This is a genomic window from Chungangia koreensis, from assembly GCF_042651785.1.
In the GTDB taxonomy this organism is placed as follows: domain Bacteria; phylum Bacillota; class Bacilli; order Bacillales_A; family Planococcaceae; genus Chungangia; species Chungangia koreensis.
Genome location: NZ_JBHSEC010000019.1, coordinates 644562 through 670053 on the forward strand (window position 1 = coordinate 644562; position 25492 = coordinate 670053).

The following is a 25492-nucleotide window of genomic DNA, read 5'->3' on the forward strand; positions in this document are numbered from 1 at the left end:
TTTATGTAGAAATTATCAATAGTACTAAACTGTGGGAGGTAAAAAGTTATGATTACTCAAGTAGGACAAATTATGGTGTATGTGCAAGACCAGGAACAGGCGGTACGTTTTTGGAAAGAAAAAATGGGCTTCAATGTTGTATCCGAGGAAGATAACGGGCAGGGAATGCGCTGGATTGAAATTGCTCCGCGTGAAAACGCAGAAACGACAATCGTGCTTCACAACAAAGAAATCGTTGCAAAGATGGAACCAGAAATGAATTTAGGAACGCCATCATTAATGTTTTTCACAGACAATGCAGAAGAATTGTACAGCGAATTAATGAATAAAAAAGTAACTGTAGGGGAAATGGTGAACATGCCTTCCGGCAAAGTATTCAACTTTGCAGACGATGAAGAAAATTACTTTGCTGTCATGGAGAGAGGTATGAGGTCGCCAAATTGATGTACAGTTCATTAAAGGATATTCTTTAAAAGAGTTGTGTCATTTAGCCATTTTTCAAGAAATTTTACGACTAAAAATACGCACCGCGATAGCGGTGCGTTGGTGTTCAGATTACTTATACAGGAAGAATACAAACCATTTATAACTGCCGTCCATATCTTGAGTCAAGCCAACTCCGATATCTGTTTGATTTTCTTCAAATATAGAGGGCTCGGTAATTGAATTCTTCATTAGCCTGGAAAAGGCTTTTTCAACTGAACCAGCCGCAATATTTTCTTGTACTTCTTTCGTTAATTCTTCTCCATACAACTCTTTGTAGAAATTAGAATGTTGAGTTAACACATAGTCTTCATGAGGAAATCTCACGAATGCTCTTGTTTTTAGTCTGGCCATTTCGAATAAACGTTCATTTTTCTTTAGGACAGGAAGGCCTTTCTCCGATCTGGCCTCATTAATTAAATCAGCCAGTTGTTCTTCTTTAACTCTTATTTCTTCATCAGAAAGCCAAACCGGCTTTACCCGTTGGTGTGTTACTGGATCATAATTCACGAATTGCAAGCTCATCTTGTTGAAGTCTACACTGACTGTCCGTGCCAAAAGCGCAGCAAATTCCTGACGTGTAATAGAGGAGAAGGGGTGGAAACTGCTATCGTCATACCCAATGGTGATTCCTGCATTCGCTAATGCATTAATGGCTTGTTTTGCCTCTAAACTTGGTGGGACATCCTTGAATTTTACATCTTGTCGATCTAAAGGAATATCATAAGCCCGAGTCAAAATTAACGCCATGTGAGATCTGGTCAGAGAGCCTTCAGGATCAAAATAGAGGGAACCATCTTTACCGGTTTTCCCTTGAATAATGCCTTGTTCTACCGCTTCAGCAACCTCAGTATAAAATCCATCGCCTTTCTTAAAGTCAGTAAATCCCGGGTCAGGTGCGCCGTCAAAACGTAGTCCCATTTCACGTGTTAGCATGACTACTGCCTCTCCTCGTGTCACTGGTTCATTCACACCGAAAGTACCATTATTGTAACCCTTTACTATATTACGACCAGCCAAATACTCTATTTCTTTTGAAAAACGTGTACCAACATCAGAAAACTTTCCAGCCGCTCCTACTTGTACCGGAATTATTAACGATATCGTCAGAATTGATGCAACAACCTTCTGTTTCCAGTTCCTCACAAACCATCATCCCCTTTTACAGTATTGATAGAGATTCCCATCCATTACCACCACTATAAGAGATTCCTAAGGAAATTAACAGAGAAAGGGGAAAACTTGCGCTTAAAACATAAATTTGCAACTCATTTGTAACTCTCTTTTTCTATGATGATAGCGAGCAAGGAAAACGCTTACATTCCACAAAGGGAAAGGGGATTACTATGAAAAGAAAACCGTGGTTGCTTGCCAGCTTGGCTTCATTACTATTGTTCAGTGCAGCTTGCAATAATTCGGGTACAGGTACAAGTTCAACTGATGGAGACGAACCAGCGGAGGCAGCTGAAGGCGGCACGATCAAAATCGGTGTCTTAGCCTCCTTAACTGGAGCTCTTGAATCCTACGGAAAACAAACGAAAAACGGATTCGATCTTGGACTCGAATATGCTACTGGAGGAACAAATGAAGTAGCAGGAAAGAAGATTGAAGTTTTCTACGAAGACACCGAAACAAAACCTGAAGTAGCTGTTCAAAAGGCGACAAAGTTACTTGAAGAGAATGAAGTAGACTTCTTAGTCGGTTCTTCCAGCTCTGGAGATACATTGGCTGTTCTACCTCTTGCTGCAGAATACGAAAAGATTATGATTGTTGAACCTGCAGTAGCTGACAGTATTACAGGTTCAGAGTTTAACGAATACATTTTCCGTACTGGACGTAACTCTTCTCAGGATGCTGTAGCGGGTGCTGCTGCGATTGCTGGCGAAGGAGTGAAAATTGCTACATTCGCACCTGACTATTCATTTGGTTGGGACGGAGTAGCAGCATTTAAGACAGCTGCTGAAAAATTAGGCGCTGAAATCGTATTGGAAGAGTATGCTGATCCTGCTGCAACGGATTTCACATCCAACTTGCAAAAGATTATTGAGGCAAAACCTGATTTTCTATTCGTTGTTTGGGCGGGAGCTAACTCTCCTTGGAACCAAATTGCGGATATGAAGCTACAAGACAAAGGGATTAAAATTTCTACAGGGGCACCTGATATTCCGGCACTTAGCGTTATGGAACCACTTGTTGGAATGGAAGGGTTCTCAGTTTACTACCACACACTTCCTAACAATAAAATCAACGACTGGTTAGTTGAAGAGCATAAGAAGCGCTTCGATGGGGCAGTACCTGACCTCTTCACACCGGGCGGCATGAGTGCTGCAATCGCGATTGTTGAAGCATTGAAGAAATCCGAGGGGGATGCGGATGCGAGCAAGTTGATCGACATTATGGAAGGTATGTCATTTGACACACCAAAAGGAACGATGACATTCCGTGAAGAAGACCACCAAGCATTACAACCGCTCTATTCGATCCAGCTTGAAAAACAAGATGGTGTAGATTATCCGGTACCAGTCCTAATCCGTGAACTATCAGCGGAAGAGACGGAGCCGCCAATCTTAAACAAGAAATAAATCAGTTGGGGCAGCCTTCCATTGGAGGGCCTGTCCCTCTATATACGAATAGGAACTCTCGCATATAGAGGGATGGCAGAAAGGGGATGACCACATGGAACCAATAGTGAAAACGGAAAATTTAACGATTCGTTTCGGCGGCCATACAGCAGTCGATCATGTCAATTTTGAAATGCCAGAGAAGCACTTCAAGTCGATTATTGGCCCGAATGGTGCCGGGAAGACGACTTTTTTCAATTTAATCAGTGGTGAGCTGAAGCCGAGCGAGGGAGAGGTCTACTTTAAGGGACAGCCGTTAACAAAGCTTTCTTCAGTAGAAAGAACAAGACTGGGGCTTGGACGTTCATTCCAGATTACGAATGTTTTCCCGAACTTGACGGTCCTTGAAAATGTAAGGTTGGCGGTTCAATCCAAGGAAAAGATCCGTTATCAGATGTTGAAACATTTCCGTAGCTATCAACTTATTACGGAGCGTGCCCATGAGCTGCTCGAGCTTGTACTCTTATCCTCGAAAGCGGATGCTTTTGCAAGCCAATTATCACACGGTGAAAAGCGAAAGCTTGAGATTGCTATGTTACTTGCATTGGAAACCGAAGTTCTCTTATTAGATGAACCGACAGCCGGTATGTCATTGGAAGAAGTACCTGCCATTCTGGAAGTCATTCATCAAATTAAGAACCGTGGTGATCGAACCATTTTACTCATTGAACACAAGATGGATATGATTCTCGATCTTTCCGACTCTATCATGGTGTTATTCAACGGCAAGTTGCTTGCTGACGGAACACCGGAAGATATCATGAACAATGAGACGGTCCAAAATGCGTATTTGGGAGGGTTATACGATGACAGTCTTGTTAAAAGTTGATGATGTCCATACACATATCGGCCAATACCACATCCTTCAAGGGGTTTCATTTGAAGCGAAGAAGGGAGAAGTAAGTGTTTTGTTAGGGCGGAATGGAGCTGGGAAAACGACAACTTTAAAAACGATTATGGGGCTGACTCCGAATTCGAAAGGGAAGATTCTTTTCAATGGCGAAGAAATTTCTAAAAAGCCTACATACAACATTGCTAATGGCGGAATCGGCTACGTTCCGGAGGATCAAGGCATATTCGGTCCACTGACTGTTGAGGAAAATATGAAAGTTGCCATGCGTAAAGAAGATGATGCCGCATTTGAACGGCAGGAATACGTACTAAACTTATTCCCGGACTTAAAAAAGTTCTGGAAGAAGGACGGTGGCCATTTATCCGGTGGGCAGAAGCAAATGCTCGCCATGGCCAGAGCTTTTGTCAATGACAGTAAGTTGCTTCTAATCGATGAACCATCGAAAGGACTGGCTCCAATCGTTGTAGAAAAGGTAATGGAAGCAATAGTGGAAATGAAGAAAAGGACAACGATTGTTTTAGTAGAGCAGAACTTCATCATGGCCAGCCGGATTGGTGATACGTTTACTCTGATCGACGATGGTGAAACGGTTGAATCGGGCAGGATGTCAGAGCTAATCGAAAATGATGAATTGAAACGTAAGTACTTAGGAATTGGGCAAAGGGGGGCTGAGCATGGAGTTGCTCATTAACTTAACCATTAACGGACTCGCGACAGGCATGCTCATCTTCTTACTGGCAGCAGGACTAACCCTCATATTCGGTTTAATGAGCGTCTTGAACTTTGCACACGGAGGCTTGTTTGCCTGGGGAGCTTTTGCCGGGGTCTGGGTCTACGGGATGACTGGCAACTTCTTTATCGGAATTGCAGGTGCACTCATTACAGGTGCAATCCTCGGATTCTTTACAGAGAAATTGATCATTAAGCCGGTTTATGGCAACCATGTTCAACAGATCTTAATCACTCTCGGTCTCATGCTCGTTTTGCAGGAGATGATTAAGGTAGTATGGGGCCCGAACCAGATTGCTGTTAAAACACCGGACTATTTAGCGGGCAGCTGGGAAATCGGAGATGTCATTTTGATCAAATATCGACTTTTCATTATCATAGTAGGAATGATTGTTTTTGGTATCTTCCAGTATATCTTAAAACGTACAAAAATCGGGCTGATCGTCCGTGCCGGAGTCATCAACAAGGATATGGTCCAGGCGCTCGGCATTAACATCAAACGTGTATTTTTACTTGTATTCATGACCGGTTCTGCACTTGCTGCACTTGGAGGCGTATTGATGGCCCCATACTCAGGTCAAGTATATGCGGAAATGGGAATGGAATTTGCTATCTTAGCGTTCATCGTCGTTGTCATCGGCGGAATGGGGTCTTTCCCTGGTTCGCTATTAGCGGCTATTCTAGTCGGTCTTGCAGGAAGCTTCATGGCTTACTATGTTCCGGCACTATCACTTGCGGTCAATATGATCCTGATGGCAGTTGTATTAATCTTCCGTCCGCAAGGTCTATTTACCGCAAAGGGGTGACGAAATGAAAAAATTTCAATTTAATTACGTAATTCTTTTACTAATCGTCACGGCACTGGCAATCTTCCCATTTGTCATGGAATCGCGCACATGGACGATATTGCTGACTCAAGTATTCATTTTCGGTATTTTAGCTATGAGCTACGACATTCTTCTTGGATATACCGGGATTGTGTCTTTTGGGCATGCCATGTTCTTCGGAATGGGCGCCTACACTACAGCAGTTATGTTAGATCGAATGGAACCGACAATCGGTTTGTTCGTTCTCTCCATCATTGCAGGTATGGCGATTGCTGGTGTCATCAGTTTTGCCGTTGGACTCTTGACACTACGGCTAAAGAGCCACTTCTTCGCTATGCTGACCATGGCATTATCAGGACTATTCTTAGTCCTTGCGGAAAAATGGCGAAGTTTAACTTTCGGCAACGATGGATTCACATTCAAGGCACCGGAAGTCTTCCGTGATCGGATTGTTTTCTATTTAGTCGCATTAGGTTTGCTCGTCGTCATCTATTTGTTCTTACGTAGATTCGTGAATTCTCCATTAGGTAAGATTCTTGTTGCCGTCCGGGAAAACGAACCGCGTACTCGTGCCTTAGGGTACAATACCCTTCATTACAAAGTTATTGCATCAGTTGTTGCCGGTGTTGTCGCCAGCTTGGCGGGATCGCTTTACGCTGTATCACTACGATTCGTCAATACGAGCGTATTAACAATGGATATAACACTTGATGCCCTACTTATGACGATTATTGGCGGGGTCGGAACACTGATCGGTCCTTTACTTGGAGCTGGAATCATCGAACTGGCACAACATTATTTATCTGACTTGGCCTCCACGCATCCGATTTTTGAACGCTGGATTATCTTCTTTGGGATTATTTACATTTTAGCGGTTATTTTCTTCCCGATGGGGATCGTCGGGTTCTTCCGAAACCTTAAAATGAAACGAAAAAAACGAGTAGAAGCTTCCGTCATATCTTCTAAGAGCAAGGAGGCTGCATCATGAAAGTCGGAATCGTAAGCACGGGAATATATTTGCCGGAAAAAGTGATGACAGCTGAAGAAATCTCTTCCAAATCCGGTGTACCGGTAGGTGTCGTGAGAGAGAAGCTGGGGATTATCCAAAAACCAATCCCCGGTCCAGAAGATCATACGGTGGCAATGGGAATAAAAGCTGCAAGGGAAGCACTCCGAAAAGGAAATGTCGATCCGAAAGAAATCGATCTCATCATTTATATCGGAGAAGAGTATAAAGAATATCCGCTATGGACCGCAGCCATCAAGATGCAAGAAGAGCTTGGTGCGTTTCATGCATGGGGATTCGATGTTGCGCTTCGATGCGGTACAACGATTATGGCCATGAAAGTGGCTAAAAGCATGATGGAATCGGATTCATCCATTCGTACAGTTCTCTTGGCAGGTGGCTATCGGAACGGGGATTTTATTGATTACGAAAACGAAAGAACACGGTTCATGTTCAATTTAGGAGCCGGTGGTGCAGCAATGATCCTTCGAAATGGTCACCAGGAGAATATCCTCTTGGAGTCTGAGATTGTCACAGACGGTTCTTTTTCCGAAGATGTAGTGGTTCCCGTTGGTGGAACAATGCATCCTCTGACAGCAGAGTCTCTCACAAACGGCGAGTACCGACTTGACGTATTGGATCCTGAAGGAATGAAGGCACGGTTAGAACAAAAGTCGATGCAGAACTTCCTTCAAGTAATTCGTAGTTCCGTAGAGAAAAGTGGATTCAAGGAATATGACATTGATTACTTGGCCATTTTGCACATGAAACGTTCTGCGCATGATTATGTTCTTCAGGAATTAGGGCTATCAGAAAACAACTCAACCTATTTGAATGAATACGGCCATATCGGACAGATGGATCAAATTCTTTCATTAGAACTTGCCGAACAAAAAGGGCAGCTTAACGACGGTGATCTTGCAGTATTAGTTAGTGCTGGAATCGGCTATGCATGGGGAGCCATCACAGTTAAATGGGGCAAATCATAAGGGAGGAAGAGTAATGGCACTTCAAAAAATCATGCTTGAAAACAATGAGGTTATTACATATCGGGAACGATATGGCGGAGAAAAAGTAATAGTTTTAGTTCACGGTAATATGACATCATCCAAACACTGGGACGTTCTGATGGAAACGCTAAGCCCGAAATATAAACTCTATGCTTTGGATTTAAGGGGGTTTGGCGGTTCTTCCTATAATAGCCGCATTACTTCCATCAAAGACTTCTCAGATGATTTAAAAGGATTTGTGGATGCACTTGGACTCGAGGACTTCCATCTGATTGGCTGGTCTACTGGCGGAACAGTGTGTTTGCAATTTGTAGCGGATTATCCAGGGCTATGCGACAAGTTAGTATTACTTGCGTCTGGCTCTACAAGAGGGTATCCGATGTATTTAACAAAAGAGGATGGATCTCCCGACTTAGAAAACCGATTGAAAACAATCCAAGAAGTAGAAAAGGATGGCAAGACCATTGGGGTTCAAGGGCTCTATGATACGAAGAATCGTGATGGCCTGAAAGCTGTCTGGAATGCAGTAATTTACACGCATAACCGACCGGATGAAGAAAAATATGAAGAGTATATCGATGACATGTTCACCCAGCGAAATTTGGCTGATGTCTACCATGCACTCAATACATTCAATATCAGCTCACAACATAATGGAGTGAACGATGGAACAAATCAGGCAAAAGATGTAACAGTACCAGTATTAATCTTAAGAGGTGACCGCGATTATGTGGTGACCGAACAAATGACCCAAGAAATCGTAGAAGACTTGGGAAACAACGCGAAGTACGTTCCATTAAATGATATGGGACACTCCCCATTAGTTGATAATTTGCCAGTGTTAAAGAGAGAAATCGAAGAGTTTTTAGGATAGGAGTTTGGAAGAATGAGATTATCTGAAAAAATAACAATCATTACCGGAGGAGCGAATGGAATCGGCCTGGCTGCAGTCAGGCGTTTCGCTTCCGAGGGGTCGAAGGTCATTATGGCAGACTTTGATGAGAATGCAGGAAAAGAGCAGGAACAAGCCCTTCGCAAGGAAGGGTATGACGTTACATACGTACAAGTGAATGTCGCAGATCGAGAAAGCGTTGATCAAATGATTGGAAAAACGATCGAAACGTATGGAACGATCGATATTCTCATCAATAATGCCGGAATTACCCGAGACGCTATGCTGACAAAAATGGAACCCGCTGATTTCCAACGTGTTCTGGATGTCAATTTGACCGGCGTTTTCAACTGTGCACAAGCAGTCATTCCTTACTTAATCGAAAAAGGAAAAGGAAAAATCATTAATACTTCATCCGTTAGTGGTGTGTACGGGAATGTGGGCCAGACAAACTATGCCGCTACAAAGGCTGCGGTAGTCGGAATGACAAAGACTTGGGCAAAAGAATTAGGGCGCAAAGGTATAAACGTAAACGCAGTAGCACCAGGTTTCACCGCAACTGCTATGGTTGCGAAAATGCCTGAAAAGATTATCGATCAGATGAAATCAGTCGTTGCATTGCAACGCTTAGGACAGCCGGAAGATATAGCGAACGCATACCTATTCCTGGCAAGTGATGAATCGGACTATGTCAACGGGCATGTTCTTCATGTCGATGGTGGAATCATGATGTAAATGAGAAAGGGGGGAACGCTCGTGTTAACAGAACTGAATTGGATTATAAAACGTGCCGCGATGTCTCCCACACACACCGCTTTAGTGAATGTTCATTCCGATGAGCACTGGACATATAAAAAACTGATTGGCCGCATATCATTCTGGCGCAACGTTTTTACAACTGAAGGACTAAGTAAGGGAGATCGGATTGCAGTCCTTTCTCCTAATCATCCGGAACTTTTCGCGATTCTATTCGCCTGTGGATTGGATGGATATATCTACGTACCATTGAACTGGCGTTTTAGTGTTCATGAGTTGCAATATGTAATAGGGGATTGTCAACCTTCCTATATAGTTTTTGATGAATTAATGGAAGATGTCGCAAACCAATTGAGTGTCTCCACTTCGCGCTCATTATCAAACAGTGATGCTACCGTACAAGAGGTATTCCAAAGTTCAGTAGAGCTCAAACCGGAAGACCCTTGGCTTCTCATTTACACAGGTGGAACAACCGGTAATCCAAAAGGAGTCATTCTTTCATTTGAAGCTGTCAACTGTAATTCCATCAATACGATTATCAGTTGGGGATTAACCGAAGAAGATACCACGATCAATTATATGCCGTTATTCCATACAGGCGGAATCAATGCATTAAGCTTGCCAATTTTAATGGCTGGCGGTACGGTCGTGATCGGTAATCGATTCGATGCGGATATGGCATTACGTGCCACGGACCGATACGAGGCTACGATTTCCTTATTTGTTCCGACGATGTACCAGCAGATGATCCAGGAAAATTATTTCAAACAATCATCATTTCCGTCTATGAAGGTCTTTCTTTCGGGTGGTGCTCCTTGTCCACAAACGATCTATAATCGATTCACTGAACGGGGATTTAAGTTTAAAGAAGGCTACGGGTTGACTGAAGCTGGACCAAACAACTTTTTTATCCGCCCGGAGCTAGCTGAAACTAAGAAAGGTTCAGTCGGTAAAAGCATGATCTTCAATTCTGTGAAAGTCGTGGATGAAGAGGGTAATCCTTGTGGACCAGGAGAAGTAGGCGAATTATATTTGTCAGGCAAGCATATTTTCACGGCATACTGGAATAAGCCGCTTGAAACTTCGGCTGCGTTCGATGATGGATGGTTAAAGACAGGAGACTTAGCGAAATTCGACGAAGACGGAGATTATTATATCGTCGGACGGAAAAAGGAAATGATCATTTCAGGCGGTGAGAATATTTATCCGCAGGAAGTGGAGCAATGCCTGATCCATTTCTTAGGGATCCGGGAAGCAGCAGTAGTTGGGATTCCCGATGAAAAATGGGGTGAATCGGTTACGGCCTTCATCGTCTTGGATGATGGTATTGAGTATGAAGAAGAAGCCTTGCTGATCCATTGCAGAAAGTATTTAGGCTCTTATAAAGTACCCAAAAAAATAGTCATCTTAAGTGAACTTCCAAAGACACATGTCGGAAAAATCGATAAGAAGAAGTTGCAGGCATTCGAGCCATCACGTTGAGCCTCTTCACCTTTCTCCTGTATAATATGGAGAGAGGTGATTTTTCATGTTTGTTAGCGAAAAAGAGATTGAGGTCCGTTATGCTGAAACGGATCAGATGGGAGTCGTTTACCATGCGAACTATCTGGTCTGGATGGAAATCGGACGGACAAGTCTTATTCAGGACCTCGGGTTTACATATCATCAGCTGGAAGCAGACGGCTACGTATCCCCGGTAACGGATTTAAATATTCAATATAAGAAAGCGGTAAAATATGGCGATCGACCGACTGTCCGTACATGGGTAGAGACACATGGTAAACTACGGACGGTTTATGGCTATGAAATCGTTCACGAAGATGGAACGTTAGCGGCAACAGCGAAGTCAGAGCATGTCGTGATTCGGAAAGATAATTCAAGGCCAGTACCTCTCTCTAAATTAGATCCAGAATGGAATGCGAAGTATACGGAAATTGCACGGAGCGGCAACTAATGGCATTCGGAATTAAACGGGAGGAGCTTCAAGCTTGGAAAGCGGCCGTGAAAAATGAGGAAATTGCCTTTTTGACCCACTACTGGCTTGATGATCGTTTCCCAGGCTGCAACACTGTTACTAAAGTGGGTTGTGCGAATTTGACTAAGCTGATGGAATGGGGAAAGAAATACGACTTGAAACCGGAATGGATCGATCAGCGGGGGAACTATCCACATTTTGACCTATTCGGAATTCATCAAGAACGTATTTTAAAGAACGAAGGTTTAGGTGAGCAATTGCTAAAATTTAAGAAATGGGAGGGATCCTGAACGGGATCTCTTCTTTTCTTGCCATTAAAAAATCTCCAAACTACGATGAGTTCGGAGATTTTCTATGCTATTCATAACGGTAGGACAGTTCGTTTTTGGTTTCGTCGACACCGACATACAGATCATGGCCGCTAAAATACCACACATCCTTTTCCTCAATGAAAAAAGTGATGTCATTCTCTTTCGTTTCCACCGCTGCTTCCATAGGCTGATCAATCATAACGCCCAACGAAAAACCTTCATGTAATGGGCTTGAACCACCGTAGCGGGCATAAAAGCGTACCATATCGCCTGGTTCCGCATCCATTTCATCTTGAAACCATTTCTTCGCCTCGTCGGAAATATGGATTTTCATACGAGTCACCAACTTTCAGTCAAGTTAGTTCTATTATATTATATCCATTTTATTTTTGGCTCAGTTCCTGCCTTGATCCTCTTAATATTCTCTCGATGACGGTAGAAAATGAATATCGACACAATAAGAATCAATAGAAGGAGGGAATAATCTCCCGTATTGATTGTGTAAATGATAGTATAGATAGTTGCAATGATCGTCATAATCATAGACGACAGCGATACCATTTTCGTGATTTTCAAAAAGATGAAAAAGCTAATGATTAAGATCAAGAATAGAGGCCAGTGGTAACCAAGTACCACTCCTCCAGAAGTTGCTACAGCTTTCCCGCCGCGGAATCCTGCGAAAATCGGATACATATGTCCGATCACCGCAAGCGATCCTAATATGAGCGGATGAACAGGTGAATCTGCAAAAAAAGGTATGAGTGGAAGTAGAGTTGCTGCTGTTCCTTTTAAGATATCAATGATCGTAACAATGAGACCAGCTGTCTTTCCTAAGACACGAAATGTATTCGTACCGCCTAAATTCCCGCTGCCGTGCTGCCTTATGTCCGTTTTATAAAACCACTTTCCAATCCATAGTCCGGACGGTATTGATCCAAGCAGATAGGCTATCAATATGATCATGACTGTTTCCAATGTGTTTGCTCCTTTTCCGTTCGAGTCATTAGGACTTACTCCTAACAGTTAGCATTAGTTTACCATGTTCATAGAGTCTTCTACAACGGAAATTTTGTAGCTCAAGATTACGGAAACAGCGTCATATCGGGAAATTGAATTGCCAAGATCGTTCGAATTGATTTACAATGAATGAAGCCACATAGCAATCAGCATGAAATTGACATGCTTTTGTATAAGCTGTACGATTAAAAGAAAATAGGGAACAAACGTTTTGTTTGGGGGCGAGATTTTGGCAAAACAGCAAGCTTCAACGGTATATAATGATGATTCCATCCAGGTCTTGGAGGGATTAGATGCCGTTCGTAAACGTCCAGGGATGTATATCGGTTCAACCGATGCCCGGGGACTTCACCATTTAGTATATGAAATCGTAGATAATGCCGTTGACGAGGCTTTGGCCGGTTACGGAAACCATATCATTGTGAACATTCACGAAGACCAAAGTATCAGCGTACGGGACTTTGGCCGTGGAATGCCAACAGGGACCCATAAGACAGGTAAATCTACAGTTGAAGTCATTTTAACCGTCCTGCACGCCGGAGGTAAATTTGGCCAAGGCGGCTATAAAACAAGCGGCGGACTCCACGGGGTCGGTTCATCAGTCGTCAATGCACTTTCTTCTTGGTTGGAAGTGACCATTCACCGTGAAGGAAAGCTCTTCCGCCAGCGTTTTGAAAACGGTGGTAAACCGGTAACGCCATTAGAAGAAATCGGGAAAACGAAAGAAACAGGAACTATTGTACATTTCAAACCGGATCCTGCTATTTTTTCTGTCACGAAATATAATTTTGATACGCTTAGCGAGCGTCTCCGTGAATCTGCATTTCTTCTCAAAGGCCTGAAAATTGAATTACATGAGTTAGCTACCGAGAAAACGGAAGTCTATTTTTATGAAACAGGCATCGAAGCGTTTGTTGAATATTTGAATGAAGAAAAAGATGTGCTGCACCCGGTTGCTTTCGTGGAGGGTGATCAGGATGAAATAGAAGTAGAATTTGCATTTCAATTCAACGACGGTTATTCAGAAACGATTCTTTCCTTCGTCAATAATGTCCGTACGCGGGACGGCGGGACGCATGAAACAGGTGCAAAGACTGCAATGACCAAGGTCTTCAATGAATATGCACGAAAAATTGGCCTTCTGAAAGATAAGGATAAAAACTTGGAAGGTTCTGATATCCGAGAAGGGGTCTCAGCAGTCATTTCAGTCCGGATTCCGGAAAATCTGTTGCAATTTGAAGGGCAGACGAAAGGTAAGCTTGGGACAAGCCAGGCAAGAACAGTAGTCGATTCCGTCGTTTCACAGAAGTTGATGTACTTCTTGGAAGAAAATGCGGAGCTTAGCGCATCATTAGTCCGGAAAGCAATCCGTGCCCAACAGGCTCGCGAAGCTGCTCGTAAGGCACGCGAAGATGCCCGTTCCGGGAAAAAGCGTAGAAAAGATACGCTCCTTTCAGGCAAGTTGACACCTGCCCAATCCCGAAACGCAGCTAAAAACGAATTGTTCTTAGTTGAGGGTGACTCTGCAGGGGGATCTGCCAAACAAGGCCGTGACCGTTCATTCCAAGCGATCTTGCCGCTCCGTGGAAAGGTCGTTAATACGGAAAAAGCGAAATTGCAGGATATTATGAAAAACGAAGAAATATCGACGATTATCCATACAATCGGCGCAGGAGTCGGTCCGGAATTCACCATTGATGATGCTGCCTATGACAAAGTCATTATCATGACCGATGCTGACACGGACGGGGCACATATCCAAGTGTTGCTCTTAACATTCTTTTATCGCTATATGCGTCCGTTAATTGAGGCAGGGAAGGTCTATATTGCCATGCCACCGCTGTACAAAGTCTTTAAAGGTTCAGGCAAGAGTGAAAAACTTGAGTATGCTTGGACGGAAAAAGATTTGGATGCAGCCATCAAGAAAATCGGTAAAGGTTATATGCTTCAGCGCTATAAAGGTCTTGGAGAGATGAACGCCGATCAATTATGGGAAACGACGATGAATCCGGATACCCGGACATTGATACGTGTTCAGATTGACGATGATACACGCGCGGAACGCCGGATCACGACATTGATGGGTGATAAGGTAGAACCGCGCCGTAAATGGATTGAAGCGAACGTCGACTTCAGTTTGGAAGATGAAACAAACATCTTGGAAAATGATTTATTGGTTGTAGAGGAGGAACATGAATGAGTCAAACCGAGCGCTTACAGGACTTACCGTTAGAAGAGGTGATCGGTGACCGGTTTGGCCGCTACAGCAAATACATCATCCAGGACCGGGCTTTACCAGATGCACGAGATGGCTTGAAACCCGTTCAACGACGGATTCTCTATGCCATGTTTCATGAGGGAAATACGAGCGACAAAGCGTTCCGGAAGTCTGCAAAGACCGTAGGTAACGTAATCGGTAACTATCACCCGCACGGAGACTCCTCCGTATACGAAGCAATGGTCCGGATGAGTCAGGACTGGAAGGTCCGCCACGCATTGGTAGAAATGCATGGTAACAACGGTTCCATCGACGGTGATCCGCCTGCTGCGATGCGTTACACTGAAGCGAGGTTATCAGCGATAGCCGGAGAACTATTGAGGGATATCGGAAAAAGAACGGTTGAATTCATTCCCAACTTTGACGATTCCGAAGTTGAACCGACAGTATTACCTGCAAGATTCCCGAATTTGCTCGTAAATGGCTCAACCGGTATTTCTGCCGGTTATGCAACGGATATTCCACCACATGCACTTCATGAGGTATTGGATGCAGTCCTCATGCGTATGGACAACCCTGAAGTGACAGTCGATGAACTTATGACTGTCATCAAAGGGCCGGATTTCCCGACTGGCGGTATTATCCAAGGGATTGACGGAATTAAAAAGGCTTATGAAACTGGAAAAGGTAAAATTGTTGTCCGTTCCAAAACAGAGATTGAAGAGCTCAAGGGCGGAAAAGAACAGATTGTCATCACAGAAATCCCTTATGAAGTGAACAAAGCGAACTTAGTGAAGAAAATCGACGAAATTCGCTTTGATAAAAAGCTTGATGGCATTTCTGACGTACGTGATGAATCCGACCGTTCCGGACTTCGTGTCGTCATTGAATTGAAGAAAGAAATCGATGCGAATGGAATTCTTCAATATCTCTTTAAAAATACGGATCTCCAAGTAACTTATAACTTTAATATGATTGCCATTAACGATCGACGTCCGATGCTTATGTCACTTCCAAAGATGCTCGATGCATATATCGGACACCAAAAGGATGTCGTTACAAAGAGGTCCGAGTATGACCTGATTAGAGCAAAAGACCGTCTACATATCGTAGAAGGCTTAATGAAAGCTCTAAGCATTTTAGATGAGGTCATCCAAACAATCCGTAAATCGCAAGACAAACGGGATGCAAAACAAAACTTGACGAAAAAATTCGACTTCAGCGAAGCTCAAGCTGAAGCGATTGTTTCCTTGCAGCTTTACCGTTTGACGAATACGGACATTACAGAGCTTCGTTCGGAACAAGAAGAGTTGAACAAACTGATCGAGGAATTGTCTGCAATCTTAAACAGCGAGAAAAAGCTCATTAAAGTCATCAAAAAAGAATTGCTCGATATTCGTAAACGATACTCTGAAAGTCGCCGATCAGTCATTGAAGATGAAATAGAAGAGATCAAGCTTACTCTTGAATTGTTAGTGCCAAGTGAAGATGTCGTAGTAACAGTTACAAAGGATGGGTATGTCAAACGGACAAGCCTTCGTTCCTATAATGCTTCGAATGGGCAAACCTTCGATATGAAGGAAAGCGATTATTTGTTATATGAAGCGACGATGAATACACAACACCAATTGCTGTTATTTACATCGCACGGCAATTATATTTATCAACCTGTCCATGAGATGCCGGATATCCGCTGGAAGGACCTTGGCCAGCATATTTCAAGTATTGTCGGACTTGAACCGAACGAGCACATCATTTCAGTGGTGGGTGTTGAATCATTCGAAGAAAATGAGCAACATATTCTGAGTGTATCTAAAAATGGTATGGTGAAGCAATCCAAACTGTCTGACTACAAAGTGCAGCGTTATTCAAAGACCTTAAAAGCAATGGGTCTAAAAGGCGACGATGAAATGCTCACGGCAATTCCTGTGAATGGAACAGAAGATGTGTTCATTTTCACTCACAATGCATATGCAGTCAGATTCCCGCTCAGTGAAGTTCCTGTATTAGGAGTTAAAGCAAGCGGTGTCAAGGGCATTAATTTGAAAGACAGTGACTATGTCGTTTCTGCTGCAGCCGCGAACGAGCAAGCTGATTTGTCTATGTTGCTCATCACACAACGTGGTGCCGTTAAACGGATGAAGCTGAGCGAATTGGACGCTGGAACTCGTGCGAAACGGGGAGTCGTAGTATTGAAGGAACTTAAAGCGAATCCACACCGGGTAGTCACAGTCGATATTGTAGATGATCAAGAAGTGTATGTTTTGGAGACAAATAATGGCGGACGCGTTGATGTTGAAGCATCCACCATCAGATTTGTAGACCGCTATTCTAACGGAACCTTCAAGGTAGATGAGAAGGAAAGTGGTACCGTCGTCCATGTATTTAAAAAAGTGAGTCTACCTGAAACTAAATAAGTTAATATTACCCCTGGGTCATTTCGGATCCAGGGGTATTTTCATTGAAATAGTTGATAGTTATACAATGACCTTCGCACCTTTTCTATGTATACAAGACAAGCAGTATTTCATAGTTTAATAAAAGTGAATTTTTTAGCTGCTACTCTAACAACGTAAATAGTTATGAATTCAAATGATCTTATTTTTATTGCATTTATAAATTATTAGGCGGTGTACTGTGAAAAGGGATTTACCTTTAATGTTAGGTGCCGTTTCCATATTGCTTGCGATTCTTCCATTTTTCCCAAGGATTTTCTTTGCAATCGGGGCACTTGCTGGCTTTTTAGGTATCGTTTTAACGTTTAACGATATGAAGAGATACCGTCGGCAACATACTAATATGTTAAGAGTTGCCCAAGGTTTGTGCTTTGTCGGTACTGCTGCATGTGTATTCATTCTCATTTATTTTGTCTAAATACTTAATGACAAACTTCGAAATCCGAAGTATAATAGGCCGACAGATAACAGAAAAAATGGGGAATGGGTATGTGGAAGGACCGGAATGTTTGGATCATTCTTTGCGGAGAAATGATCGCGGGGCTTGGATTATGGACTGGAATCATCGGAAACTTAGAATTCATGCAAGAAAAGATTCCATCGGATTTTGTAAAGTCACTGATTATGGGTCTTGGACTTCTTGCTGGAATCCTTGTAGGACCGTTAGTAGGCAAGATTATTGACCAGTCGCGCAAAAAGAACATATTACTTTTAGCTGGGGCAGGAAGGCTTGTCAGTGTCGGATTCATGCTAATAGCCATTTGGACCGGCTCCATTTGGTGGATGGTAGCCTTTATGGTAAGTATCCAATTGTCAGCAGCATTCTATTTTCCGGCATTACAGGCTGCAATTCCACTTGTGGTGAAGGAAGAGAACCTGTTGACGATGAATGGGTGGCATATGAATGTAGCAACCATCGCACGAGTAGCAGGAACAGCGTTAGCAGGTGTTTTACTGGTCTATTGGCCAATATCAACGCTTTACCTAATATCCATGGTAGCTTACGTAGGACTTTTGTTCTTTACATGGATGCTGCGCATTGATGAAGGAAAGGGGAGGGAGGCACAGGTCAAAACGACCGCAAAAAGCGGTGGTTTCATGGAAGTGTTTCCTGTGTTGAAGTCATATCCAGTCGTAACAATGACGGTGATCATGACGTTAATCCCGCTATTATTTTTAGGATCATTTAACTTGATGGTTATCAATATAAGTGAAATCCAAGATTCTTCAGCCATCAAAGGAATGATTTACGCCACAGAAGGATTTGCGTTTATGCTTGGGACGATGACCGTGAAATATCTTGCCAATAAATGGAAAACTCAAACAATCTTATTTATATTCGTGTGCCTAATTGGTTTTGCTGAAATGATGTTAGTCTTTGCTGATCAGCAATTTTTGACATTAGTAGCATTCGCGATATTCGGATTTTCCATTGGATGCTTTTTTCCAACAGCAATGGTCATTTTCCAAAAACAAATGCCAAAAGAGTTCCATGGGCGATTTTTCTCGTTTCGTAATATGTTAGAACGAGTTGTATTCCAAATCGTATTACTGGCAACCGGGGCGTTGCTGGATCTAATCGGGCTTCAATCGATGGTCGTTGTTTTCGGTACAATGAGCTTAGGCTTAACAGTAGTATTCTTTATACAACTAAAACGGAAAAATATCATATTAGATCAAATGAAACCAGCCGCTAAAAGTGCATAACTTTTGGTGGTTTTTTCTTTTCTGTCTCACTATTTCAAGTATACTTTGAAACGAGATTCAACTTCCTATAATTTATATTATGTAAACTAAAATTTAAAAAAAGAAAAAGGAGGCTTTTTAACCTCTTATACCTTTCGCCTGCTTCTAATTTCATTGTGTTTTTAATTCCTGTATTGTCTAATTTCTATTTGTAAAATATTTTTTCTTTCAAGAAATAAATCGCTGTGATTATAAAACCTCTTACTTGATCTTCCATCACTAATATAAACTCTAAAATGATTTGTATGTTTAATAAGATTTGCTTCAAAATCCTGTTCTTCCAAGTTCTTCATTAAGCTAAAGAATGCTCCTGTTTGTATGCTGGCTAAAAAAACATCTACCTAATTTACACACAATAAAGTTAATGGGCATAAACTTATACATGATGATTGGAGGTTAAAGATGACTGATTTCAAGGAATTATGCCAACAATTCTCCTCCATTCTTGGTGGAGAATTGAATATTAAAAAGGGCGTATGCACAGTTCAAAAAAAACGTTCCCATATTAATGTAAAAATCATGGGAAGACCCGCTAACTCTGTTCTTCAATCTTTTTGCTCGTTTGAATCAATCGACCACCAAGGGAAAGCTTTAAACTTAGGAGAAATAGCACTTCTTCAAGAAGAGGTTTATCCATTTACCTGGAGCTTACAAAGATCCGGAATAATATTGACTGCCTTGCATAATCATTGGTTATTTGATAATCCACGTATTTTGTATGCACACTTCATTTCGGTCGAAGATCCATTATCTTTTGCACATAAAGTTGCTGAAGCATTTCAATTGCTCAAATGATATTCCAATACGAACGATGTAGTTACAAGTGAAAGAATCTAATGTTCCATCGCCCATGATAAATTTCAATTCATTAACGTTCACACGCTATTGAATCTTTATCCCGATCCATCTTTTTATTCGCGTCATATAAAGCTTGAGAAACAAATGGTGTATATTTTGTCTTTCCGCCTTTGTTTTTGACGTTGGCCGCTCTTGCCAATCCGCCTTTATACACCTTATTCAACTCAGTGCAGTTTTTGTATGTCACGACTTTCTCACTTTTCGCTTCAACAGATATATTGCCTGCTGCGAAAATAAGTGTAAGCAATATAGCAGAACAGATAATCGCCATCTTCTTCATAACAACAGCCCCCTATTTCCTAAATATTCCTCATATCTAAAAATACAATAAACTATTAACTCTATATTGTCCAAGCAAATTTCTATACGTACTCTAACAGCCATATAAAAAAATCCCGAAAAAATCAGGATTTTTGGAGTATCTGCATCATTCATTTGAACATTGGGCTTGTTAAAATCATTCTATTGATGTAAGTTGTCTTCCGAACTATTCGATATAATTAACTCTACAACCGTTCCCTCATTTTCCACGCTACTGATCTTTATCTCCCCATGATGTAATTTAATCATCTTTTTAGCAATATGAAGGCCTAATCCCGAACCTCCTGTTTCACGATTTCTTGCCTTATCAACTCGATAAAAACGGTCAAAAATGTTTTTAATCTCTTTTTCTGGAATACCAATACCATAATCGGTCACACGAATAATTGAAAATTCTTCATTACCCTCTAAACAAATTTCAATTTTGTCCTGACTATATTTAATCGCGTTGTCGAGTAAAATAATGATGACCTGCTTGAGTTTTAATTCATCTGCCATTATAAGTATCGGTGATTGATTGTAATGCAGAAGGATATCTCTTTTATAGACCTCTTTCATTTGTTTTATAATCTCTTGACATAGCAATACAAGATTCACTACGTCTAAGTCGAGTTCAACTTCTTTTTCTAATGAAGCCACTGCCAAAAAAGTCTCTGTCATTTGCTGAATTCTTGTTGCTTCAGAGTGTATAGCATGGATCGCTTCCTCTGCTAATTCTTTATCATTAAGTCCATGCCGTCTTAACAAATTTGCATAGCTTTTTATCACTGTTAATGGTGTCTTTAATTCGTGGGAGGCATCTGAGACAAATTGTGATTGCTTTTCAAAACTCCCCTCCAGTCTATCAATCATCCGGTTAAACGTATTTGCCAGCGTTTCAAGTTCATCTTTAGTATCATTCACAATGTTAATCTTCTTAGGAACGCCACTGCGTTCGATATCTTCCATCGTATTAATCATGTTGGTAATTGGACGCATAATAATATTCGACAGCCATTTGCCGCTCAACAACGACAAAATAACAGCCAGCAATGTACTAAATCCCAGAATCCACAAAAGAATATCTTTTCTTGTTTCAAGGCCTACCAATTCTTCCCCAATTTCGATACTCCCGTTTAAACTTGGTATATTTTCGATTGGAGAACGAACAATGATTATTTGCTTTTCTTTTTTTCCAACCTTTATTGCACGTCTCTCAGCTTTCTGTGTTTGAACAAACTTACCCTTAACTTTGTCCGATAATTCCTCATTATTGGTTATTTCATATAAAACCTTTCCATCAGGCTGTAAAATTCGAATATAAGAATTCTCAGTGAGATTATTCTTCACATCAGCATTAATTTGAACAGTTTCATTAACCTGGATGTTTTCAATAAGATCTGCTGCTTTTTGAAAAACCCTATCCTCTTCCATATTAACAGTCGTTTTCATAAACAATATAAAGACTAAAATATTAATCAAAATTAGTATTAAAAGCATCCATGCGGTTGTTAAAAGATTAATCTTTTGGGTAATCCTCATCTACGTTCTCCTTTATAGTATAGCCAATCCCTCTAACCGTGGTTATTAGAGGTTTAGCAAAACCTTCTTCAATCTTTTTTCGTAAATGTCGGATGAACACATCAATCACGTTGGTTTCTCCTTCATAGTCGTAGCCCCAAACATTAAAAATGATGTTTTCCCTTGTTACAACTTTGCTTTTATTTTCTATTAAAAACACTAATAAGTCGTATTCTTTCGGTGTTAATGGAATGGTCGTTCCATTTCTTTTAACATCCCGAGTATCAGTATTAATAACGAGATCCTCTATTGAAAGAATTGAATCATTCATTGGTTGTTCATGAGAAGAATAATGACGGAAACATGCACGAATTCTTGCCAAAAGTTCTTCAATTTCAAATGGCTTTGTAACATAATCATTCGCGCCCTGATCAAGTCCTGCAACCTTATCAAATGTAGTATTTCGAGCTGTTAAAAGAATAACGGGTATGTTTTCCTTTTCCTTTCTTAATCTTCTTAGTACCTCTATTCCGTTTAATTTTGGAAGCATTACATCTAATATAATGAGGTCAATATCTGTGTGTAATGCCGTTTCCAAGCCCGCCTTACCGTTATATTCCACTGTGACTCTGTAGCCTTCATATTCTAATTCCATTTTGAGAACTCGGGCTATTTGAATTTCATCCTCTACTACTAAAAGATGTTTTTTCACTTCTCTCCCCCCAATGATAAAACCTTTAATTCAATTCATCTACGCGAACACAAGTATACCCTTTTGCCCTCACAGTTAATAATACATCCTTCAAAGCATTAATCGTGTTCAAAGGTGCATCAATTTCTGCTCCGGGTGTATCTCCACAATCATGAAGAAGAATGATGTCACCGCCCTTTATTTTTGATAATCGGTTCTTAATCTTATTAGATCCGCCAGAAGTCCGCCAATCTTCCGCCATGATCGACCAAAGGATAATTCTATATTTCCCCTTATTGACCATATCAAATAGATTAAGCATTCCCCACGGCGGACGATAATAGGAAGATTTAATGCCAGTAATTCCTTCAATTATTTTAGCAGTATTCTCTACACCTTTTCGTACTCTCCATGGAGACATAAACCAATTCGAACGGTGAACATAATTGTGTATACCGATCAAATGGCCTTCATTATGCATTCGCTGAATGATTTCTGGGTGCTTTTCCGCTTTTGAACCAACAACAAAAAATGTGGCTTTCACATCATTTGTCTTTAAGAGATCCAGAAGCATATGTGTATAGATCGGATCCGGGCCATCGTCAAATGTAAAGGCTATCTTATTCTTTTCGTGTCCTCTTTTTAATACATTAAGCCCTAACCCTCTTGATAAGGCATATGGAATTACCGTATACAATAATAATAGAAAAATAAGTACCGAAATTATCAATCCCATAATATTTTCATCTCCACACCAAGTTCTTCTTCACTATGCTTTTGTTTTTAATCTTAGGTGATTGACCACGATTTTCCGCCTCAACAATCAGATGAATTGCATCTCTTGCTGAAGATGTAGAGTGATTTTGCTCGATTCTCACTTTCATCCTTCTTAATGGTGCTGAATCATAAATAAGCTGATTAATTAGTTCACTCAAATCTTCTTCAGTTTTCGCAATGAATGCGTAGCCAGAACGATATAAAAACTCCATATTTTCTTCTTCCTGACCGGGGAGATGGTGAAATATCAATAGCGGCAAATCCATTGCCATGGCTTCCGAAATTGAAACTCCCCCAGGTTTTGTAATCATTAGATCCGAAAGGGCCATTAATTCCTGGATATTCTCAGAGAATCCAAAAATTTTTACATGATGCTTGGAATTTATCAATTCCACTTCCAATTGCTTTCTCAGCTTATTATTCTTGCCGCAAACGATCAAAAACTGAATTGGCACTGAAATTGATTCCAGAAATCGGAATGAGGGGAATTCTTTATTAAACAAACCGTCTCCCCCTCCCATAATTAAAATAGTGAACAAATTTGGATTTACTTTATATTTATCGGCAAGAATTTTCTTAGTTGGAACATCGTTGAATTTTTTCCTAACAGGAATTCCGGAGTGGATAATATTATTACTCTCTATTCCTAACGAAATTAAACCCTCACGTACGTCAGCCGATCCAACCACATATAAATCGGTATAAGGATAAATCCAAAATGAGTGATTTGTGAAATCAGTGATGATTGTAATCGCCGGAATATCGATCAGCCCCTTTCTCCTTTAACTTTGACATAATACCGGCAGCAAACGGATAAGTGCTAATGACCACTTTCGGTTTTATTTCTTGGATATGCTTAAGTACTGTTTTCATCCCCAATAAAAATAATAAATTCAATTTAACTGAAAATGAATTTCTTTCATAGGTTTTCCTATACAAAAAGCTATAAACATAAGGAAATTTTTTGATTCCTTTTGTATAGATGAAATTACTAATTGGATAGGAATAGGGATGAATAGATTTCATGATATCAATGATGATCGGCTCTGAATTAGCCAAGCTCTCAATGGATTCGCTTATGGCATTTGCCACCTGATTATGTCCTTCGCCATAAGTTGCAGATAAAATTAGATATTTGTCGTTTCCATGTTCGTTCATTCCAGTTTCCTCCAAACAACTTATGCTCTTGCCAAATGGTAGACTTTTGAATCAATACGTTTTCTTGCTGGGCTAATAGAATCAATGTCAAGAATCTCTCTCAAAAAACCCACAATTTCCTCTGAGTCTGCCAGTTCAATACTATTTTCAAAAGATTGGATGGATCTTTCCCAATTACTCATAAGCTCCTTGTTTTGTAAGAAACTTAATAATTCCACTTCTGATAAATCTTTCTCATTCAATTGAAAAACAAGTCCTTTTTCTAAAAGATACTGTAAGTTAATCTCTTCCTGACCTGGAAGTACGGAGTGGACAAAAATAGGCAACCTCTTTTGTAGTGCCTCACTAATCGTAACCCCACCGGGTTTTGTTACAATCGCATCCATTTCATCATATAAATGGTTCATTTCTTCTCGTGACGAAATATAAGGAAGAGGATGAATATGTTCCGATTGCCATGAACTTATTTGATTGAATAGTCTACTGTTCTTTCCACATAAAACATAGAAATCGCATCTTGAATCATGTCTGGATTCTCCCAATAATTGAGCTATACCTCCAAGACCATTATTTCCTCCGGACATTAATATCTTTGGTCTGTTTAAAGACTTTTTTATTGAAGTGTTTTTAGTTATATCCTGGTGAACCGGTATGCCGGTAACAACTAATCTTTGTCCTTGTATTTGAACCTTTTTACTAAATTCTTCTTTATTATCTTTATGAGGAAGGAAATGATATTCGATTTCCTCTCGTCCCCAAACTTTATTAATAAAGAAATCCGTATACGCGTTTACTACAGGAGTATTGCATTTTCCTCTGCTTTTTAATTGGCTCAATAAATAGGATGGGAAACCATGTGTACAGACAATTAAGTCTGGTTTCTCTTCCATTAATAATTGCTCCAGTTTTTTGTAAAAGTAAAAAAAGTACCACTTCTGTGAATGTTGAACGCTTCTGGACGGTGAAAAGAATAATTTCTTGTAAACGAGATCATATGTGGATGGAGCATAGTTGATCCAATTCAGATAAGATGAAGTAATTAACTTTTCCATCATTGGGCTGGCATAGCTCATGAGATCAACTTTTTTCACAAAAATCCCTTGTGTTTGTGTTTGAACCATATCCATTAATGCCTCGGCAACTTGATGATGACCAGACCGCATTTGTAAAAATGGTAAGAATAATATTTTTTTCATTTTCTTCATCTCCTGTTCAAAAGTCATTTTAACTATGATTTCTACCCATTTAATGTAACATCAAACTTTTTACAACCTACCTTTTTCATCA

General features: G+C 40.8%; 26 protein-coding genes and 1 pseudogene. 17 read left to right on the plus strand and 10 right to left on the minus strand.

Annotation, left to right across the window (positions count from 1 at the left end; translation table 11 throughout):
- Positions 1 to 48 precede the first annotated feature (48 nt).
- Entirely contained in the window at positions 49 to 444 is a 396-nt protein-coding gene (locus tag ACFOZY_RS12445; protein WP_378155914.1) for a VOC family protein, read from the plus strand.
- A 111-nt stretch (positions 445 to 555) separates the two neighbouring features.
- Here the strand turns inward: ACFOZY_RS12445 and ACFOZY_RS12450 are convergent, their stop codons facing one another.
- Positions 556 to 1629 (minus strand): CAP and S-layer homology domain-containing protein, encoded by a 1074-nt coding sequence (locus ACFOZY_RS12450; RefSeq protein WP_378155916.1) that lies wholly within the window; start codon positions 1627 to 1629, stop codon positions 556 to 558.
- A 200-nt stretch (positions 1630 to 1829) separates the two neighbouring features.
- On the opposite strand from ACFOZY_RS12450, the gene ACFOZY_RS12455 reads away from it, so the two are divergent.
- From ACFOZY_RS12455 to ACFOZY_RS12505, 11 genes are all read left to right on the plus strand, one after another.
- Positions 1830 to 3065, plus strand: coding sequence for a substrate-binding domain-containing protein (locus ACFOZY_RS12455; protein WP_378155919.1), 1236 nt, complete (start codon positions 1830 to 1832; stop codon positions 3063 to 3065).
- 94 nt (positions 3066 to 3159) lie between these two features.
- Entirely contained in the window at positions 3160 to 3933 is a 774-nt protein-coding gene (locus tag ACFOZY_RS12460) for an ABC transporter ATP-binding protein (RefSeq protein ID WP_378155921.1), read from the plus strand.
- Positions 3911 to 4648: an ABC transporter ATP-binding protein gene (locus ACFOZY_RS12465; protein ID WP_378155923.1), complete on the plus strand. Its 738-nt coding sequence runs from the start codon at positions 3911 to 3913 to the stop codon at positions 4646 to 4648. Before ACFOZY_RS12460 ends, ACFOZY_RS12465 begins: the two co-directional genes overlap by 23 nt.
- A complete protein-coding gene (locus ACFOZY_RS12470) occupies positions 4632 to 5492 on the plus strand; it encodes a branched-chain amino acid ABC transporter permease (RefSeq protein ID WP_378155925.1) in 861 nt (286 codons plus the stop codon). The genes ACFOZY_RS12465 and ACFOZY_RS12470 overlap by 17 nt, the downstream gene beginning before the upstream one ends.
- A gap of 4 nt (positions 5493 to 5496) precedes the next feature.
- On the plus strand, positions 5497 to 6501 hold the full coding sequence (locus ACFOZY_RS12475) for a branched-chain amino acid ABC transporter permease (RefSeq protein ID WP_378155928.1): 1005 nt from the start codon (positions 5497 to 5499) through the stop codon (positions 6499 to 6501).
- Positions 6498 to 7508 (plus strand): 3-oxoacyl-ACP synthase, encoded by a 1011-nt coding sequence (locus ACFOZY_RS12480; protein ID WP_378155930.1) that lies wholly within the window; start codon positions 6498 to 6500, stop codon positions 7506 to 7508. Before ACFOZY_RS12475 ends, ACFOZY_RS12480 begins: the two co-directional genes overlap by 4 nt.
- Positions 7509 to 7521: 13 nt before the next feature.
- Positions 7522 to 8403: an intracellular short-chain-length polyhydroxyalkanoate depolymerase gene (gene phaZ / locus ACFOZY_RS12485; protein WP_378155932.1), complete on the plus strand. Its 882-nt coding sequence runs from the start codon at positions 7522 to 7524 to the stop codon at positions 8401 to 8403.
- Between the two features lie 12 nt (positions 8404 to 8415).
- Positions 8416 to 9156: a 3-oxoacyl-ACP reductase FabG gene (gene fabG, locus ACFOZY_RS12490; RefSeq protein ID WP_378155934.1), complete on the plus strand. Its 741-nt coding sequence runs from the start codon at positions 8416 to 8418 to the stop codon at positions 9154 to 9156.
- 21 nt (positions 9157 to 9177) lie between these two features.
- Positions 9178 to 10659, plus strand: coding sequence for an AMP-binding protein (locus tag ACFOZY_RS12495; RefSeq protein ID WP_378155936.1), 1482 nt, complete (start codon positions 9178 to 9180; stop codon positions 10657 to 10659).
- Between the two features lie 46 nt (positions 10660 to 10705).
- Positions 10706 to 11131, plus strand: a complete 426-nt coding sequence (locus ACFOZY_RS12500; RefSeq protein WP_378155938.1) for an acyl-CoA thioesterase — start codon at positions 10706 to 10708, stop codon at positions 11129 to 11131.
- On the plus strand, positions 11131 to 11442 hold the full coding sequence (locus tag ACFOZY_RS12505) for a hypothetical protein (RefSeq protein WP_378155940.1): 312 nt from the start codon (positions 11131 to 11133) through the stop codon (positions 11440 to 11442). Before ACFOZY_RS12500 ends, ACFOZY_RS12505 begins: the two co-directional genes overlap by 1 nt.
- A gap of 67 nt (positions 11443 to 11509) precedes the next feature.
- Here the strand turns inward: ACFOZY_RS12505 and ACFOZY_RS12510 are convergent, their stop codons facing one another.
- Together ACFOZY_RS12510 and plsY are read right to left on the minus strand one after the other, a co-directional pair.
- A complete protein-coding gene (locus ACFOZY_RS12510; RefSeq protein ID WP_378155943.1) occupies positions 11510 to 11797 on the minus strand; it encodes a HesB/YadR/YfhF family protein in 288 nt (95 codons plus the stop codon).
- A gap of 38 nt (positions 11798 to 11835) precedes the next feature.
- Positions 11836 to 12438 carry a glycerol-3-phosphate 1-O-acyltransferase PlsY gene (gene plsY, locus ACFOZY_RS12515; RefSeq protein ID WP_378155946.1) on the minus strand — a complete coding sequence of 201 codons (603 nt, stop codon included), beginning with the start codon at positions 12436 to 12438 and terminating at the stop codon, positions 11836 to 11838.
- Between the two features lie 271 nt (positions 12439 to 12709).
- Here plsY and parE point away from each other — a divergent pair, with 271 nt between their 5' ends.
- The 5 genes from parE to ACFOZY_RS12540 all read left to right on the plus strand — a co-directional run bounded on the left by parE (position 12710) and on the right by ACFOZY_RS12540 (position 19695).
- Entirely contained in the window at positions 12710 to 14680 is a 1971-nt protein-coding gene (parE, locus tag ACFOZY_RS12520; protein WP_378155948.1) for a DNA topoisomerase IV subunit B, read from the plus strand.
- The gene (gene parC / locus ACFOZY_RS12525) at positions 14677 to 17115 is read left to right on the plus strand and encodes a DNA topoisomerase IV subunit A (protein WP_378155950.1); all 2439 of its coding nucleotides are present in this window, start codon (positions 14677 to 14679) and stop codon (positions 17113 to 17115) included. Before parE ends, parC begins: the two co-directional genes overlap by 4 nt.
- Before the next feature lie 220 nt (positions 17116 to 17335).
- Complete coding sequence (locus tag ACFOZY_RS12530) at positions 17336 to 17572, plus strand: hypothetical protein (protein WP_378155952.1); 237 nt, start codon at positions 17336 to 17338, stop codon at positions 17570 to 17572.
- A gap of 65 nt (positions 17573 to 17637) precedes the next feature.
- On the plus strand, positions 17638 to 18861 hold the full coding sequence (locus tag ACFOZY_RS12535; protein WP_378155954.1) for an MFS transporter: 1224 nt from the start codon (positions 17638 to 17640) through the stop codon (positions 18859 to 18861).
- Between the two features lie 441 nt (positions 18862 to 19302).
- Positions 19303 to 19695 (plus strand): DUF1259 domain-containing protein, encoded by a 393-nt coding sequence (locus ACFOZY_RS12540; protein WP_378155956.1) that lies wholly within the window; start codon positions 19303 to 19305, stop codon positions 19693 to 19695.
- 73 nt (positions 19696 to 19768) lie between these two features.
- Here ACFOZY_RS12540 and ACFOZY_RS12545 read toward each other — a convergent pair whose 3' ends face one another.
- The 7 genes and pseudogenes from ACFOZY_RS12545 to ACFOZY_RS12575 all read right to left on the minus strand — a co-directional run bounded on the left by ACFOZY_RS12545 (position 19769) and on the right by ACFOZY_RS12575 (position 25401).
- Positions 19769 to 20038 (minus strand): excalibur calcium-binding domain-containing protein, encoded by a 270-nt coding sequence (locus ACFOZY_RS12545; protein ID WP_378155958.1) that lies wholly within the window; start codon positions 20036 to 20038, stop codon positions 19769 to 19771.
- Positions 20039 to 20220: 182 nt separating this feature from the next.
- A complete protein-coding gene (locus ACFOZY_RS12550; RefSeq protein WP_378155960.1) occupies positions 20221 to 21600 on the minus strand; it encodes a sensor histidine kinase in 1380 nt (459 codons plus the stop codon).
- Entirely contained in the window at positions 21578 to 22291 is a 714-nt protein-coding gene (locus ACFOZY_RS12555; RefSeq protein WP_378155963.1) for a response regulator transcription factor, read from the minus strand. The genes ACFOZY_RS12550 and ACFOZY_RS12555 overlap by 23 nt, the downstream gene beginning before the upstream one ends.
- Positions 22292 to 22316: 25 nt before the next feature.
- Positions 22317 to 23006: a polysaccharide deacetylase family protein gene (locus ACFOZY_RS12560; RefSeq protein ID WP_378155965.1), complete on the minus strand. Its 690-nt coding sequence runs from the start codon at positions 23004 to 23006 to the stop codon at positions 22317 to 22319.
- A 7-nt stretch (positions 23007 to 23013) separates the two neighbouring features.
- The gene (locus tag ACFOZY_RS12565; protein WP_378156161.1) at positions 23014 to 23568 is read right to left on the minus strand and encodes a glycosyltransferase; all 555 of its coding nucleotides are present in this window, start codon (positions 23566 to 23568) and stop codon (positions 23014 to 23016) included.
- Positions 23569 to 23712: 144 nt separating this feature from the next.
- Positions 23713 to 24205 (minus strand): annotated as a pseudogene (locus ACFOZY_RS12570) (MGDG synthase family glycosyltransferase); the annotation flags it as partial.
- 20 nt (positions 24206 to 24225) lie between these two features.
- On the minus strand, positions 24226 to 25401 hold the full coding sequence (locus tag ACFOZY_RS12575) for an MGDG synthase family glycosyltransferase (protein ID WP_378155967.1): 1176 nt from the start codon (positions 25399 to 25401) through the stop codon (positions 24226 to 24228).
- Between the last annotated feature and the right edge of the window lie 91 nt (positions 25402 to 25492).

Bases quoted from the DNA above. Each gene is read 5' to 3' on its own strand.
- ACFOZY_RS12445 (WP_378155914.1), top strand. From the start codon at position 49: ATGATTACTCAAGTAGGACAAATTATGGTGTATGTGCAAGACCAGGAA.
- ACFOZY_RS12455 (WP_378155919.1), top strand. From the start codon at position 1,830: ATGAAAAGAAAACCGTGGTTGCTTGCCAGCTTGGCTTCATTACTATTG.
- ACFOZY_RS12460 (WP_378155921.1), top strand. From the start codon at position 3,160: ATGGAACCAATAGTGAAAACGGAAAATTTAACGATTCGTTTCGGCGGC.
- ACFOZY_RS12465 (WP_378155923.1), top strand. From the start codon at position 3,911: ATGACAGTCTTGTTAAAAGTTGATGATGTCCATACACATATCGGCCAA.
- ACFOZY_RS12470 (WP_378155925.1), top strand. From the start codon at position 4,632: ATGGAGTTGCTCATTAACTTAACCATTAACGGACTCGCGACAGGCATG.
- ACFOZY_RS12475 (WP_378155928.1), top strand. From the start codon at position 5,497: ATGAAAAAATTTCAATTTAATTACGTAATTCTTTTACTAATCGTCACG.
- ACFOZY_RS12480 (WP_378155930.1), top strand. From the start codon at position 6,498: ATGAAAGTCGGAATCGTAAGCACGGGAATATATTTGCCGGAAAAAGTG.
- phaZ (WP_378155932.1), top strand. From the start codon at position 7,522: ATGGCACTTCAAAAAATCATGCTTGAAAACAATGAGGTTATTACATAT.
- fabG (WP_378155934.1), top strand. From the start codon at position 8,416: ATGAGATTATCTGAAAAAATAACAATCATTACCGGAGGAGCGAATGGA.
- ACFOZY_RS12500 (WP_378155938.1), top strand. From the start codon at position 10,706: ATGTTTGTTAGCGAAAAAGAGATTGAGGTCCGTTATGCTGAAACGGAT.
- ACFOZY_RS12505 (WP_378155940.1), top strand. From the start codon at position 11,131: ATGGCATTCGGAATTAAACGGGAGGAGCTTCAAGCTTGGAAAGCGGCC.
- ACFOZY_RS12510 (WP_378155943.1), bottom strand. From the start codon at position 11,797: ATGAAAATCCATATTTCCGACGAGGCGAAGAAATGGTTTCAAGATGAA.
- parC (WP_378155950.1), top strand. From the start codon at position 14,677: ATGAGTCAAACCGAGCGCTTACAGGACTTACCGTTAGAAGAGGTGATC.
- ACFOZY_RS12535 (WP_378155954.1), top strand. From the start codon at position 17,638: ATGGGTATGTGGAAGGACCGGAATGTTTGGATCATTCTTTGCGGAGAA.
- ACFOZY_RS12540 (WP_378155956.1), top strand. From the start codon at position 19,303: ATGACTGATTTCAAGGAATTATGCCAACAATTCTCCTCCATTCTTGGT.
- ACFOZY_RS12545 (WP_378155958.1), bottom strand. From the start codon at position 20,038: ATGAAGAAGATGGCGATTATCTGTTCTGCTATATTGCTTACACTTATT.
- ACFOZY_RS12550 (WP_378155960.1), bottom strand. From the start codon at position 21,600: ATGAGGATTACCCAAAAGATTAATCTTTTAACAACCGCATGGATGCTT.
- ACFOZY_RS12560 (WP_378155965.1), bottom strand. From the start codon at position 23,006: ATGGGATTGATAATTTCGGTACTTATTTTTCTATTATTATTGTATACG.
- ACFOZY_RS12565 (WP_378156161.1), bottom strand. From the start codon at position 23,568: ATGGGAGGGGGAGACGGTTTGTTTAATAAAGAATTCCCCTCATTCCGA.
- ACFOZY_RS12575 (WP_378155967.1), bottom strand. From the start codon at position 25,401: ATGAAAAAAATATTATTCTTACCATTTTTACAAATGCGGTCTGGTCAT.